At 61.2% G+C, this 12,446-nt stretch carries 14 protein-coding genes; 10 read left to right on the top strand and 4 right to left on the bottom strand.

Going from position 1 to position 12,446, the window contains the following annotated elements:
• Positions 1-22: 22 nt before the first annotated feature.
• From PQR27_RS16845 to PQR27_RS16815, 7 genes are all read left to right on the top strand, one after another.
• Positions 23-457 carry a hypothetical protein gene (locus PQR27_RS16845; RefSeq protein ID WP_201107706.1) on the top strand — a complete coding sequence of 145 codons (435 nt, stop codon included), beginning with the start codon at positions 23-25 and terminating at the stop codon, positions 455-457.
• A 99-nt stretch (positions 458-556) separates the two neighbouring features.
• Positions 557-769: an AlpA family transcriptional regulator gene (locus PQR27_RS16840; protein WP_408524706.1), complete on the top strand. Its 213-nt coding sequence runs from the start codon at positions 557-559 to the stop codon at positions 767-769.
• Complete coding sequence (locus tag PQR27_RS16835) at positions 766-1,050, top strand: CHC2 zinc finger domain-containing protein (RefSeq protein ID WP_408524705.1); 285 nt, start codon at positions 766-768, stop codon at positions 1,048-1,050. The genes PQR27_RS16840 and PQR27_RS16835 overlap by 4 nt, the downstream gene beginning before the upstream one ends.
• Complete coding sequence (locus PQR27_RS16830) at positions 1,047-3,203, top strand: DUF3631 domain-containing protein (protein ID WP_408524704.1); 2,157 nt, start codon at positions 1,047-1,049, stop codon at positions 3,201-3,203. The genes PQR27_RS16835 and PQR27_RS16830 overlap by 4 nt, the downstream gene beginning before the upstream one ends.
• Complete coding sequence (locus PQR27_RS16825) at positions 3,200-3,697, top strand: TubC N-terminal docking domain-related protein (RefSeq protein WP_408524703.1); 498 nt, start codon at positions 3,200-3,202, stop codon at positions 3,695-3,697. The genes PQR27_RS16830 and PQR27_RS16825 overlap by 4 nt, the downstream gene beginning before the upstream one ends.
• A gap of 319 nt (positions 3,698-4,016) precedes the next feature.
• Positions 4,017-4,310 (top strand): hypothetical protein, encoded by a 294-nt coding sequence (locus PQR27_RS16820; RefSeq protein WP_408524702.1) that lies wholly within the window; start codon positions 4,017-4,019, stop codon positions 4,308-4,310.
• A 143-nt stretch (positions 4,311-4,453) separates the two neighbouring features.
• Entirely contained in the window at positions 4,454-4,711 is a 258-nt protein-coding gene (locus tag PQR27_RS16815; protein ID WP_201107700.1) for a hypothetical protein, read from the top strand.
• A 651-nt stretch (positions 4,712-5,362) separates the two neighbouring features.
• Here the strand turns inward: PQR27_RS16815 and PQR27_RS16810 are convergent.
• The gene (locus PQR27_RS16810) at positions 5,363-5,539 is read right to left on the bottom strand and encodes a hypothetical protein (protein ID WP_408524701.1); all 177 of its coding nucleotides are present in this window, start codon (positions 5,537-5,539) and stop codon (positions 5,363-5,365) included.
• A 174-nt stretch (positions 5,540-5,713) separates the two neighbouring features.
• On the opposite strand from PQR27_RS16810, the gene PQR27_RS16805 reads away from it, so the two are divergent.
• Positions 5,714-7,351 carry a multicopper oxidase family protein gene (locus PQR27_RS16805; protein WP_408524700.1) on the top strand — a complete coding sequence of 546 codons (1,638 nt, stop codon included), beginning with the start codon at positions 5,714-5,716 and terminating at the stop codon, positions 7,349-7,351.
• A gap of 95 nt (positions 7,352-7,446) precedes the next feature.
• On the opposite strand, the gene PQR27_RS16800 is transcribed toward PQR27_RS16805, so the two are convergent.
• The gene (locus PQR27_RS16800; RefSeq protein ID WP_007180614.1) at positions 7,447-7,653 is read right to left on the bottom strand and encodes a cold-shock protein; all 207 of its coding nucleotides are present in this window, start codon (positions 7,651-7,653) and stop codon (positions 7,447-7,449) included.
• Between the two features lie 554 nt (positions 7,654-8,207).
• Here PQR27_RS16800 and clpS point away from each other — a divergent pair.
• Together clpS and clpA are read left to right on the top strand one after the other, a co-directional pair.
• Entirely contained in the window at positions 8,208-8,522 is a 315-nt protein-coding gene (gene clpS, locus PQR27_RS16795; protein WP_012434130.1) for an ATP-dependent Clp protease adapter ClpS, read from the top strand.
• Entirely contained in the window at positions 8,519-10,816 is a 2,298-nt protein-coding gene (clpA, locus tag PQR27_RS16790; protein WP_408524699.1) for an ATP-dependent Clp protease ATP-binding subunit ClpA, read from the top strand. The genes clpS and clpA overlap by 4 nt, the downstream gene beginning before the upstream one ends.
• Before the next feature lie 118 nt (positions 10,817-10,934).
• On the opposite strand, the gene dut is transcribed toward clpA, so the two are convergent.
• Both dut and PQR27_RS16780 read right to left on the bottom strand, forming a co-directional pair.
• A complete protein-coding gene (gene dut, locus PQR27_RS16785; protein ID WP_408524698.1) occupies positions 10,935-11,381 on the bottom strand; it encodes a dUTP diphosphatase in 447 nt (148 codons plus the stop codon).
• 21 nt (positions 11,382-11,402) lie between these two features.
• Positions 11,403-12,419 carry an LLM class flavin-dependent oxidoreductase gene (locus tag PQR27_RS16780; protein ID WP_408524697.1) on the bottom strand — a complete coding sequence of 339 codons (1,017 nt, stop codon included), beginning with the start codon at positions 12,417-12,419 and terminating at the stop codon, positions 11,403-11,405.
• Between the last annotated feature and the right edge of the window lie 27 nt (positions 12,420-12,446).

Below are 12,446 nucleotides of genomic sequence, written 5' to 3'. Positions count from 1 at the left end.
GGGGCATTGCGTGAGGGCGCGAATGTCTGATGACACATCTAGGCCACTTCTCGGGGACGATCCGCTGCGGTGGGTTAAGGCGGACCCTATATTTGCCATCGAGATGCTGGCGGCCATCGGGTACAAATGCAAGATCGGGGTTTCGCTTACGGATGACGAGCGCGCCTACTTGGCCGAAGCCATCGAAAAAATCGTCGAACACAATGTTGAACCGAAGAGAGCGTTACGTCTTACCGCGCGGTCTGGGCGGTCGCGGATGACGCTTTCCGATGCAAATATCCTGATTTACAACCGTGTTGAGGTGCTGATGGACAAGGGCATTTCAGCGCGCGAGGCTTTTCAAAAGGTGTCGAGAGAGCATATTGCCGCGCGGCCAGGCTCTCAGGCGAACCTCTCGGACAAAGCAATTGAGGCAATTTACAACGCAGTGAAAAAGGCGGTGTTTAAGGGTGCCTAAAATATTCACGAAGGTTTTCTAGGCAGTTTTTCGCGTATCGGAAGCCACCATGCTCGCCATGTTCCGGGATAGGCCCGGAACCCTCACTAAGGGTTAAACATGGCCGAACAAATCAAAACCGCACTGACCATCCTGCGCCGCAAGCAGGTTGAATCCGCAACGGGGCTTTCGCGCTCCACCATCTATCAGCGCATCAAAGATAAGACGTTTCCGCCCGCTATCCAGCTTGGCCCGCGTGCTGTCGGCTGGCGTGCTGGCGACATTGATGCCTTTCTCGTTGACCCTGCTGGCTACCGCGCGGAGCCGGTATGAGCGAATCCCAATTCCGCCGCGACCGTGTGCCGCCCGTCGCTGACGTGCTGGCCTTGCTATCTATCGACGCCGGAAAGCCAAACGGATCGGGGTATGTGCAGGTGCGCTGCCCGATCCACGGCGAGAGCAATCCTAGCCTGAGCGTTCATATCGAGCGTGGTAACTGGCGCTGTTTCGCTTGCGGCGAGGCGGGCGGCGACGCGCTCGAACTGTATCGCCGTGCGCGCGGTATTCCATTCACACAGGCGGCGCGCGAGCTGGGCGCATGGGATGGGCGATGAGCGCGATTCTTGATGACCGGGTACTGACTGACGACGATTACCGGGAAGCGGCCGGCACGCTGTTTAAGGCGAAGAAGCTGGAGGGCTATCAACCGAAGGCGCTCCACCTTTACCGCGCCGCCGATGGGTCGATCCTGTATGCGCGGGTGCGGATGCACAAGGCGACGCCTGAAGGCGGACATGACAAGCTGGTGCGCCCCTTCTGGCATAACGGCACCCGTTGGACGCATGGTGAGCCGAAACAGGACGGCGGCAAGGTGCTGTACGGCCTGCCCGAGCTGGCCGTGCACGCACACGCGGCGGCTGTCATCGTTGAGGGCGAGCAGAAGGCAGATGCGCTGACGAAGATTGGCGCGGGCCGGTTTATCGGCATCACGAGCGGCGGCGCGACGAGCGCGGGTGCTGCGGACTGGTCCCCGATGGCGGGCCGTCATGTGCTGCTGTGGCCGGATCACGATGCACCGGGCCAGAAGTACGCCGACGAGGCGACGGCGAAACTGCTGGCGCTCGGATGCACCATAGAACGGCTGGACGTGGCCGCTATGGGCCTGCCTGATGCTGGCGATGTGATGGACTGGCTAGCAGCGTTCAAAGCCGCATACGACCGTATGCCGAGCGCTGATGATGTGCTGGCCTTGCCGAGGGTCGGCGCGCTGCCGGCGGACGTGACGAAGCCTGCGATTGCGCCGAGCATCGATGAAGCTGCGCAACCGGAAACGGACGACGAAGCAATCGAGCGTCTGGCCGCGCTCACGCCGATGCAGTTTGACCGTGTGCGCAAGGAAGAAGCCAAGCGTATGGGCGTGCAGGTATCGACGCTCGACAAGATGGTAGCGGCGGCGCGCACCGACGAAGGGGACACGGACGGTCCATTTGCAGGTGTGGAACCGTGGCACGAGCCGGTAGACGGTGCGGTGCTGCTGGATGACCTTGTGCGCGTCGTGCATCGCTTTATCGTCTGCGACGCAGCGACCGCGCACGGCACGGCCCTCTGGATCACGATGACCTGGCTTATGGATTCGGTGGACGTGGCACCTATCGCGGCGATCACGGCACCGGAGAAACGTTGCGGCAAGTCGCAATTGCTCTTTCTGATGGGCCGCCTATCGAGCCGCCCGCTTGCCGCCAGCAACATCACGCCCGCCGCCCTGTTCCGCGCTATCGAGGCGTGGAGGCCGACGCTGCTGATTGATGAGGCCGACGCTTTCATGCGTGAGAATGAGGAATTGCGCGGCCTGCTGAACTGCGGACACACGCGCGATAGCGCCTATGTCGTGCGCACCGTGGGCGACGATCACACGCCGAAACAGTTTTTCGTGTGGGGCGCGAAAGCCATTGCAGGCATCGGACACCTTGCCGACACGCTGATGGACCGATCGATCACGCTGGAGCTGCGGCGCAAGTTGCCGCACGAACAGGTGGACAAACTGCGTCACGCGGAACCCGGCATGTTCGAACGGCTGTGTGCGAAGCTGGCGCGGTGGGCGGACGACAATGAACAAGCCGTGCGTATAGCCCGCCCCGTGCTACCTGATGCGCTGCACGACCGCGCCGCCGACAATTGGGAGCCGTTGCTACAGATTGCAGAGGTAGCCGGCGGCGCGTGGCCGGAAACAGCGCGGCGGGCCGCGCTCAAGCTGTCTGGCGAGTCGGAGCAGTCACAGAGTGCTGGCGCGGAACTGCTGGCCGACATTCAGGAAGCATTCGAGACCCACCGTGTTCAGCGAATATCGTCCGCCGACTTGCTGACTCACTTGTTCAATGACGAGGAAAAGCCGTGGGCGACATGGAACAGAGGTAAGCCAATGACGCCCCGGCAACTGTCTAAGAAGTTGAGCGAGTACGGCGTATCGAGTGCAAACATCAAATTCGGCTACGGCGACGTTCGAAAGGGCTACCGGGTAGACCAATTTGCCGATGCATTTTCCCGCTATCTCTCCAATACCCCCCTCCAATCCGCTACTCCGCTACCGCCCAATATTGGCGCGGGTTTGACGGTAGCGGATAGCAAATCTGGTAGCGCTAGTGGAAACGCTAACGCTACCCTGAAACCCTTGTCAGATAAGGCCGGTAGCGGAGTAGCGGATACGAGGGGGGAAACCCAAGGGGGAGAAAGTTTTGCGGCGGGCGACGACACCGAGGAGGACGTATGAGCGTTGCGCAAATTTTAAGCAAGGCGCAAACGATGGGCGTCCGCCTTTGGGTTGACGGCGACCGGGTAAAAATCGCTGGTCCGGCGTCCGCCGTAGCGACGATCAAACCTGAGATAGCCGCGCACAAGCCCGAGATCATGGCGCACCTTCGCGCCGCCGCGAACGATGCCGCCGATTGCACCGGCGCGCTGCGTTCGCGCAACGGCGGATTGTATCTACCGTGGGGCCCGTCCCTGTCTCCTGATGACGGGCGGCGGATGCGTGCCGAGCTTGTGTCGATGATCGAGCAACTGGCGGAATTGGAGCATTGGCCGCAATCCGATCTAGATGACGTGCTGACGCGGGCCATACGCGGGCCGCTGGCGGACCTGATGCCGAACATCCATCACTTCAATGCGAGGCTGTCAGAGGCCCGTGCAGAGGCGGAGTCGCGTGCAGCGCTGGATAGGCGCACGTGGCATGGCGAAGGCTTCGATGATCGGCGCTTGCGCTGAATCCGCCGTTAAAAAAACCAGAAAGAAACACGGGGGGCGACTCATGCTCGAGGAGTTTTCTGCACGCATCGCGCGCGCACGCGAGACCTAAAATAGAGGAAATTAGTGAAGCCCCGGAACAGGCGGCGCGACGCCCCCGCCGATAAACAAACAGCGAAGAAACAGCGAACAGGGGCAATGGCCGCCACTACGCGCGCGATGCGTGCGGATTCTTTCCCTCCCAAAAGGCCCAAGTCCCCCTCTTTTCGACGCATGGTGGCCGGCCATGCCGTGCTACTTTCCTCGCTGTCGGAAACAAGTCGGGCTAACGGGGGAAGACATGAAACGAATGCTATCTTTGGTCGGTGTTCTGCTGCTGTTCGCCGCACCTTTTCATGCTCAGGCTGATTGCGTCTTGAGCGCAAAGAGCGCAACGAGCTATCAGCTTCTGGATAATCACACGGTTCTTCTGTCCGGCGGCATTGCCGGTTCGATCCTGATTAAGTCGTTTGCCTTCTTCTCGCCCGGCTCTCAGGTGACTGTTCTCAAGGACAATTTCTGCGATTTTGAGGACGCGGTTCTGTATGTGAATGGCGAGACAGTTGATGCGCAGCAAGTCAAGCAAATCCGCTGACGAAGGGGAGTTTCGCGACCACTACGTGCGCACGCGCGCGAGGCTGCGGCAAAAGAGGGGGACGGGGAAATGACAGGCACTTTCAAGAAATTCGTGTTATTTGCTGCGCTTGCTGCAATAGTCCACCGGCAAAGCGAGCACATATGAGACAGGCAATCGGCTGGATCGTCGTAATCATCGCGTTTGTCGCTGCCCGGGAGTACCATCCGGACCTTCGTCAAATTGCAGATCGCTTGACCTGCTCCTATAAACTCGGCGACGACTGCGTGACGCAGGAGGACTATATCCGGACACTAGCGCGTGAACAGTTCGAACTTTCTATGGCCGATCTGGAGTTGTTCTGCACCAATCTATCGAACCGCTCCAGCCCGCGCTGTTCGTTCTTCTTTCAGCGCTACTGACGCGCCCCGATCCTTGAACCGACGCCCGCCATGCGCGGGCTTTTTTTCGTCTGCGCGCCGCCGATGGTTGCGGTGACAACCAGTCGCTTAATGACCATGCGGGAGCCTATGGATAAGTGGGGTAGCCGGAAGATAGTGAGGGGAATTTGGAGGGGAATTCGAAGTGTGTAATTGAAGGCTCTATGACTAGCGGGGCTTTGCGGCCAATTTACACAGAATGATCGAGTAAGTGCTTCGCGCCGGTTTTTCCGGCTTGCATCGACAACCCCGGCGCCGCAATGGTGGTCGGGGTTTTCTGTTTTTGCGGCGTCCGATTCGCGCCAGGTGGGGCGTCATTGAGCGCCGCCGCGCGTCTGTCACGCGCGCTGGCGCCTTCGACGAAAGTGGCTTGCGTTATGATTCACCGACCGCTGAATTTCCGCGCTTCGTTTCTTCGTTTATTTAATCCGCAATGACTGCTGGGTGGCGAATCCTCATCGTGCTGTGCCTCGCGTTATCTGTGACGCAAGGTGCCTTTGCGCACGTGCATGCCACTGAGGCAATGGTGGGCGGCGCCGCGATGCAGATGGCCCATGGCGTAGACCATGCGCCTGGCGTCGTCGGCGAAACACGGCATTGCGACACCATGGCCGCGTCCGCAAAGCCATGTCATCACGACTCTTCCTTCTGTTGTGCCACTTCCTGCGGTGTGTATTGCGGTGCGTTGTTCGCCGCGTTCCGCTTTGAGCCGCGCCCCAGCGGAACATCGCTGCCGCCGGCGTTGTCGGAGCCGCAGCGTGCCGGCGTCACGCGAGCGCCCTTGCTGCGGCCGCCAATCGGCTGACGCATTTCGTATCGCCTCTGCGCATTGCATCCTGCGCGGGCGGTGCGCGCGAGTCCCAGTCAGCCAATGTCCACTTGAGCAGTCCGTTTTCCGACGAACGGCCGCACGAGTCGACCTATCGATCCAGCGTGGACGCGCCCATGTGTATCGGCCGTCCAGCAAAGCAGAGGAAACACCCCATGATTCGCAGGCAATTTCTCGCCCGCACACTGAGCGCCGCGGTTACGTCGATGTTTGCGCCCAGCGTATTCGCGCAGCATGACGCGCATTCGATGCACAACATGTCGGGTATGAGCGGCATGGAAGGGATGGACGATATGCCGGCCATGCCGGCGCACCCTACACCGGCCGCCGCCACGACCCTTGCCGCTCCGGATGCGCTCCCCGCCGGCGCGCCGCTCGCCGCGCTGCGCACGCTTGCCAATGAAAGCCGTGAGCCTGGCGTGTTTCGCGCGACCCTGATCGCGCAACCGGTCAGGCGCACACTGCTCGCCGGCAAGCCGGGCACGCTTTTCTGGCAATACGACCAGGGCAACGGACATCACGGCGCGATGCAAGCCGACGGCCCGGTTGTCGGGCCTCTGATTGATGTGCGCGAAGGCGACACCGTCGAAATCCGCTTCGTGAACCGGCTCGCGCAAGCGTCGACGATTCACTGGCACGGCTTGCCGGTGCCGCCCGACCAGGATGGCAATCCTTCGGCGCCCACCCCGCCGGGCGCCTCGCACGTCTATCGCTTTACATTGCCACTGGGCAGCGCCGGCACATACTGGTATCACCCGCATCCCCACATGAGTTCGGCGGAACAGGTGTTTCGCGGGCTGGCTGGACCTATCGTGGTGCGCGCCGCGGACGATCCGCTCGCCGGCTGGCCCGAACGGCACCTGTTTATCTCAGACCTGAAGCTTGCCGCCGACGGCACCATTGCGCCGAACGACATGATGGACTGGATGAACGGCCGGGAAGGGCAATTCGTGCTGGTCAACGGCACGCGCCGTCCGCGTATCGAGGTGATGGCCGACGAGCGCTGGCGGGTGTGGAATGGATGCGGTGCCCGCTATTTGAGATTTTCGCTTGGAAGCGGCCAGCATTTCGCCCAGGTCGGCACGGACGGCGGTCTGCTGGAGCAGCCGCGCGAGGGACTGACAGAACTGCTGCTTGCGCCAGGCGAGCGTGCCGAACTGATCGTCCGCGCGGGCACGGCTCCCGCCGAGGCGGTGCTGAGCGCCGCTATCTACGATCGCCGCAAGATGGCGATGGCGGGCGGCAGCCTGCCGCCCGGCCCAGCCCATGCGCTTGCCGACGTCAGTTTCAAACCGGCATCCAGTGCTGCCCCGCGCCCGCTGCCTGTGACATTGCGCCCCGTGCCGCCACTCGGCGCGCCGGTCGCGAAGAAATCGGTGGTCTTCAGCGAAAAGATGGACATGGCCGCCATGCACGGCGCCGAACCCGCAGCCGCACATGGCGGTGCCGTTCCGGCCGGCATGACTTTCATGATTAATGGCGAGGTTTTCGACCCGTCGCGCATCACGCTGACCAGCCGGCGCGACGAAGTCGAACTCTGGTCGATCGAAAACCGCACCGACATGGATCATCCATTCCATCTGCACGGCACGCAGTTCCAGATCGTGGAGCGGCAGCGGGGCGGCGTGGTCACGCCGGAGCCCTACCGCGCGTGGCGTGACATGGTCAACGTGCAACCAGATGAAATCGTGCGCATCGCCACGGTGCAGCGGATGGCGGGCGCGCGCATGTTCCACTGCCACATCCTCGAACACGAGGACCTCGGCATGATGGGTACGCTGAAAGTGGTCTGACGTGCGCGGCGAGCGCCGGACGGCTTAGCGGGGTAAGCCCAAAAAAAGAAACCCGGCACGAAGCCGGGTTTCAAAGGAACGGGTATCGAACAGTTTCAGGCGGGTGCCTGGATGTTCGACGCCTGCTTGCCTTTCGGGCCTTGCACGACCTCGAAGGTTACTTTTTGACCTTCCTTGAGGGTCTTGAACCCATTCATCTGGATGGCCGAGAAGTGTGCAAACAGATCCTCGCCGCCTTCGTCAGGCGTGATGAATCCGAAACCTTTTGCGTCATTGAACCATTTGACCGTACCAGTTGCCATTCCAACTTCCCCTGTAACTCATGTCACTACCACGAGCCCTCGAAAAGCTCGACGACCGCGTGATGCAGCCGCTCCCTCCTCACAAGCTCACCATCGGCATTTTTTCGATTTATGGCGCAGTGAAAAAAGTGCCAGCTTGATTGTTGAGGCTCTTTATTCGAGTGTCAAGAAAATTTTGAGACGCCATTTGCCGCGTTGCAAACAGGCACTTCCAGGGGTTTTTCCCTCTTTCGTCAGTTATGTGCGGTTGCGCAAGCGGGCCGTCTTGAAAAGTCGCATAATCGACTCACATGCTGTTCTGCGGGTCGCCCGCCGTCGGCTGGCCGGTGTACGCGCCGTCAACCCGCTCTGGCAGGTTGTGCGATACTCGATCCGACTGCGGCGCAGCACGGCCGCGAAGCAGTACTGGATAGGGGCCGGCTCCGCGATCGGCTCGTCGAATGACGCACGCAGGAGGGTGATTGACCCATCAGGCGGTAGCGAACGGGCTCACTGGCCGGACGGCCGGGTTTTGACAGGATTGCGGGCCTGTCCTAGTTGTTTAGAATGGGTGTATGGCGATTATCCCGGACAAGCAGGACGGCACCGTACTGGAGCGGCAGGAAAAGAAGCTGAAGCCGCCGTCCATGTACAAGGTGGTGCTGCTGAATGACGACTTCACGCCAATGGAATTTGTCGTGATGGTCGTGCAGGAATATTTCAATAAAGATCGTGAAACCGCAACACAGGTTATGTTGAAGGTGCATCGCGAAGGCAGGGGAGTTTGTGGGGTCTATACGCGGGACATCGCGTCGACCAAAGTCGAGCAAGTCGTTACCCACGCACGGCAGGCCGGGCATCCGCTGCAGTGTGTGATGGAGGAAGCATGATTGCCCAGGAACTGGAAGTCAGCCTGCACATGGCGTTCATGGAAGCACGCCAGGCAAGGCACGAGTTCATCACGGTCGAACATCTTTTGCTGGCACTGTTGGACAATCCAACAGCGGCGGAGGTGTTGCGTGCATGCGCGGCCAATATCGAGGATCTGCGCCAGAACCTGCGCAACTTCATTCATGACAACACGCCTACCGTGCCCGGCACGGACGACGTCGACACGCAGCCCACGCTGGGTTTCCAGCGTGTGATCCAGCGCGCGATCATGCATGTGCAATCCACCTCGAATGGCAAGAAGGAAGTGACCGGCGCGAACGTGCTGGTGGCGATCTTCGGCGAAAAGGATTCGCATGCGGTCTACTACCTGCAACAGCAGGGCGTGACGCGTCTGGACGTGGTCAATTTCATTTCGCACGGCATCGCGAAGACGAGCAGCACGGACGCCGCGAAAGCGAGCGACGCGAATGCCGAGTCTGACGAAGCCGCCGCGCAGAAAGAAACCCCGCTCGCCCAGTTCACGCAGAACCTGAACCAGATGGCGAAAGACGGCCGCATCGATCCGCTGATCGGGCGCGAGTCTGAAGTCGAGCGTGTGGTGCAGGTGCTGTGCCGTCGGCGCAAGAACAATCCGCTGCTGGTCGGTGAGGCCGGTGTCGGCAAGACGGCGATCGCCGAAGGCCTCGCCTGGCGCATTACGCGCGGCGAAGTGCCGGATATTCTGGCGGACGCTCAGGTGTACTCGCTCGACATGGGCGCGCTGCTCGCCGGCACCAAGTATCGCGGCGACTTCGAACAACGCCTGAAGACGGTCCTCAAGGAATTGAAAGAACGTCCGCACGCGATCCTGTTCATCGACGAAATTCATACGCTGATCGGCGCGGGCGCCGCATCGGGCGGCACGCTGGACGCATCGAACCTGCTCAAGCCGGCGCTCTCGTCGGGCACGCTCAAGTGCATCGGCGCGACCACGTTCACGGAATATCGCGGCATCTTCGAAAAAGACGCGGCCTTGTCGCGCCGGTTCCAGAAGGTCGACGTGACCGAGCCGACCGTCGAGCAGACGGTGGCGATCCTGCGCGGCCTGAAGTCGCGTTTCGAAGAGCATCACGGCGTGAAGTACTCGTCGGGTGCGCTGTCGGCGGCGGCTGAGTTGTCGGCACGCTTCATCACGGATCGTCATCTGCCGGACAAGGCGATCGACGTGATCGACGAAGCGGGCGCGGCGCAACGCATCCTGCCGAAGTCGAAGCAGAAAAAGACCATCGGCAAGAACGAGATCGAAGAAATCATCTCGAAGATCGCCCGTGTCCCGCCGCAAAGCGTGTCGCAAGACGATCGCAGCAAGCTGCAAACGCTGGATCGCGACCTGAAGAGCGTGGTGTTCGGGCAAGACCCGGCCATCGACGCACTGTCGGCCTCGATCAAGATGGCGCGCGCAGGCCTCGGCAAGCTGGACAAGCCGATCGGCGCGTTCCTGTTCTCCGGCCCCACGGGCGTCGGCAAGACGGAAGTGGCGAAGCAGCTCGCGTTCACGCTGGGGATCGAACTGATCCGCTTCGACATGTCGGAATACATGGAGCGTCACGCGGTGAGCCGTTTGATCGGCGCGCCGCCGGGTTATGTCGGTTTCGACCAGGGCGGTCTGCTGACCGAAGCTGTTACGAAGAAGCCGCATTGCGTGCTGCTGCTCGACGAAATCGAGAAGGCGCATCCGGACATCTACAACGTGCTGCTGCAGGTGATGGACCACGGCACGCTGACGGACAACAACGGCCGCAAGGCGGATTTCCGTAACGTCATCATCATCATGACGACGAATGCGGGCGCCGAGGCAATGGGCAAGTCGGTGATCGGCTTCACGAATCGTCGGGAAACCGGCGACGAAATGGTCGACATCAAGCGCATGTTCACGCCGGAGTTCCGTAACCGTCTGGACGCGACGATCAGCTTCCGCTCGCTCGATGAAGAAATCATCATGCGCGTGGTCGACAAGTTCCTGATGCAGCTGGAAGATCAGCTGCATGAGAAGAAGGTCGACGCGCTCTTCACCGACGCGTTGCGCAAGCATCTCGCCAAGCACGGTTTCGATCCGCTGATGGGCGCGCGGCCAATGCAGCGTCTGATCCAGGACACGATCCGTCGGGCGCTTGCAGACGAACTGCTGTTCGGCAAGCTGATGAACGGCGGCCGCGTGACGGTCGACGTGGACGCGGAAGACAAGGTGCAGTTGACTTTCGACGAACATCCGGCGCCGCGCAATCCGAATCCGGAAGCGGTTGAGGTTGAATAAGTCGGTCGAATAAGCGTTTCAGCTTCATCTGAAAGCAGAACGGCGCGGGTTGAACCCCGCGCCGTTCTGCTTTTGCGATTCTGCAAATCGCTTCCAGGAAGCGTTTCTCGTGAAGGTGTCAGTGCTTGCCGGTGCTGCCGAAGCCGCCCGCGCCGCGCACGCTTTCTTCGAAGTCGTCGACGATATTGAATTCAGCTTGCACGACCGGCACGATCACTAGTTGCGCGAGGCGCTCCATCGGATTCAGGACGAACGTGGTCTCGCCACGATTCCACGTCGAAATCATCAGTTGCCCTTGGTAATCCGAGTCGATCAGACCGACCAGATTGCCCAGCACGATGCCGTGCTTATGGCCCAGGCCCGAACGCGGCAGAATCAACGCCGCATAGCCCGGATCGCCTACGTGAATTGCGAGACCCGTCGGCACCAGGGCGGTCTCGCCAGGTTTGAGCGTCAACGGTTCGTCGAGGCAGGCGCGCAGGTCGAGGCCCGCGCTGCCGTTGGTGGCATACGCCGGGAGCTGTTCGCGCATCCGCGCATCGAGAATCTTCAGGTCGAGTTTCATGCAGGTTCGAAGGAGGGGGGGTTAGGGCGTGGCGTTCGAACCGAGTTCGAACGCTTCGGCGAGTAGTTCATAGGATCGCAGGCGTGCGCGGTAGCTGCCTGCCACGGTCAGCACGATCAGTTCGTCGGCCTGGAACTGTGCTTGCAAGTCACGCATGCGCTCAGTCACGGTTTCCGGCGTACCGATGATACTGCGCGGCTTCTCGCGGTCGATCACGAGGCGCTCACGGGCGCCGTATTCCTGCGCAACGCCCTGTTCGATCGTCGGGATTGGTTCGTTCAGGCCATAGGCCATCTGCACACGGCGCAGGTCGACGGCCTTCTCGAGATCGGCGGCTTCCTGTTCAGTGTCGGCGCAGATCACGAACACGGCGGCGGCCAGATACGGCTGTTGCACCTCTTGACTGGGCTTGAAGCGGTCGCGATACGCGAGCGCCACCTGGTGCCCGAAATGCGCGTTGATGAAATGCGCGAACGCGAAGCGGATGCCGAGTTGCGCCGCCAGCAGGCCACCAAATTCACTCGATCCGAGCATCCACAATTGCGGACGTGTGCTGATTTGCGGCTGCAGCAGCACGCCGTGCGCAAGATGATCCTCAGGCAGTGTGCCGTGCATCAGGCCAACCAGATCGGCGACCTGCTGCGGGAAAATATCGCCCCGATTGTAGGTGCCGGCTGCGACCGCCTGCGCCGTCTGCATGTCGCCGCCCGGCGCGCGCCCCACGCCCAGATCGATTCGGTTCGGAAACAGCGCCTCCAGCATCATGAATTGCTCGGCGACCTTGAAGGGGCTGTAGTACGGCAGCATCACGCCACCCGAGCCGAGGCGAATGCGCTGGGTCACGCTACCGAGGCGCGCGAGCATCACCTCGGGGCATGGGTTCGAGACACCGCGCAGGCCGTGATGTTCGGCGCACCAGTAGCGCGTGTAGCCGAGGTGGTCGGCCAGTTGCGCGAGTTCCACGGTGGCGGCGATGGCGTCCGCCACAGAGTGCCCGTCGATCACGGGCGTTTGATCGAGCACGGAAAGTAGCGTCATGTCAGTACTGCTCCAGAAAACCCGGCT

Origin of the sequence: Paraburkholderia fungorum, assembly GCF_046027215.1 — a bacterium.
In the GTDB taxonomy this organism is placed as follows: Bacteria; Pseudomonadota; Gammaproteobacteria; order Burkholderiales; family Burkholderiaceae; genus Paraburkholderia; species Paraburkholderia fungorum_D.
The sequence above is the reverse complement of the archived record's forward strand: the minus strand, read 5'-3'. Positions and strand labels throughout refer to the sequence as shown.

Excerpts from the sequence above, each read along its gene's own strand:
- PQR27_RS16810 (WP_408524701.1), bottom strand. The coding sequence starts at position 5,539 with ATGCGTCAGCCGATTGGCGGCCGCAGCAAGGGCGCTCGCGTGACGCCG.
- PQR27_RS16840 (WP_408524706.1), top strand. The coding sequence starts at position 557 with ATGGCCGAACAAATCAAAACCGCACTGACCATCCTGCGCCGCAAGCAG.
- PQR27_RS16780 (WP_408524697.1), bottom strand. The coding sequence starts at position 12,419 with ATGACGCTACTTTCCGTGCTCGATCAAACGCCCGTGATCGACGGGCAC.
- PQR27_RS16830 (WP_408524704.1), top strand. The coding sequence starts at position 1,047 with ATGAGCGCGATTCTTGATGACCGGGTACTGACTGACGACGATTACCGG.
- PQR27_RS16805 (WP_408524700.1), top strand. The coding sequence starts at position 5,714 with ATGATTCGCAGGCAATTTCTCGCCCGCACACTGAGCGCCGCGGTTACG.
- PQR27_RS16845 (WP_201107706.1), top strand. The coding sequence starts at position 23 with ATGTCTGATGACACATCTAGGCCACTTCTCGGGGACGATCCGCTGCGG.
- clpS (WP_012434130.1), top strand. The coding sequence starts at position 8,208 with ATGGCGATTATCCCGGACAAGCAGGACGGCACCGTACTGGAGCGGCAG.
- PQR27_RS16835 (WP_408524705.1), top strand. The coding sequence starts at position 766 with ATGAGCGAATCCCAATTCCGCCGCGACCGTGTGCCGCCCGTCGCTGAC.
- PQR27_RS16820 (WP_408524702.1), top strand. The coding sequence starts at position 4,017 with ATGAAACGAATGCTATCTTTGGTCGGTGTTCTGCTGCTGTTCGCCGCA.
- PQR27_RS16815 (WP_201107700.1), top strand. The coding sequence starts at position 4,454 with ATGAGACAGGCAATCGGCTGGATCGTCGTAATCATCGCGTTTGTCGCT.
- clpA (WP_408524699.1), top strand. The coding sequence starts at position 8,519 with ATGATTGCCCAGGAACTGGAAGTCAGCCTGCACATGGCGTTCATGGAA.
- dut (WP_408524698.1), bottom strand. The coding sequence starts at position 11,381 with ATGAAACTCGACCTGAAGATTCTCGATGCGCGGATGCGCGAACAGCTC.
- PQR27_RS16825 (WP_408524703.1), top strand. The coding sequence starts at position 3,200 with ATGAGCGTTGCGCAAATTTTAAGCAAGGCGCAAACGATGGGCGTCCGC.
- PQR27_RS16800 (WP_007180614.1), bottom strand. The coding sequence starts at position 7,653 with ATGGCAACTGGTACGGTCAAATGGTTCAATGACGCAAAAGGTTTCGGA.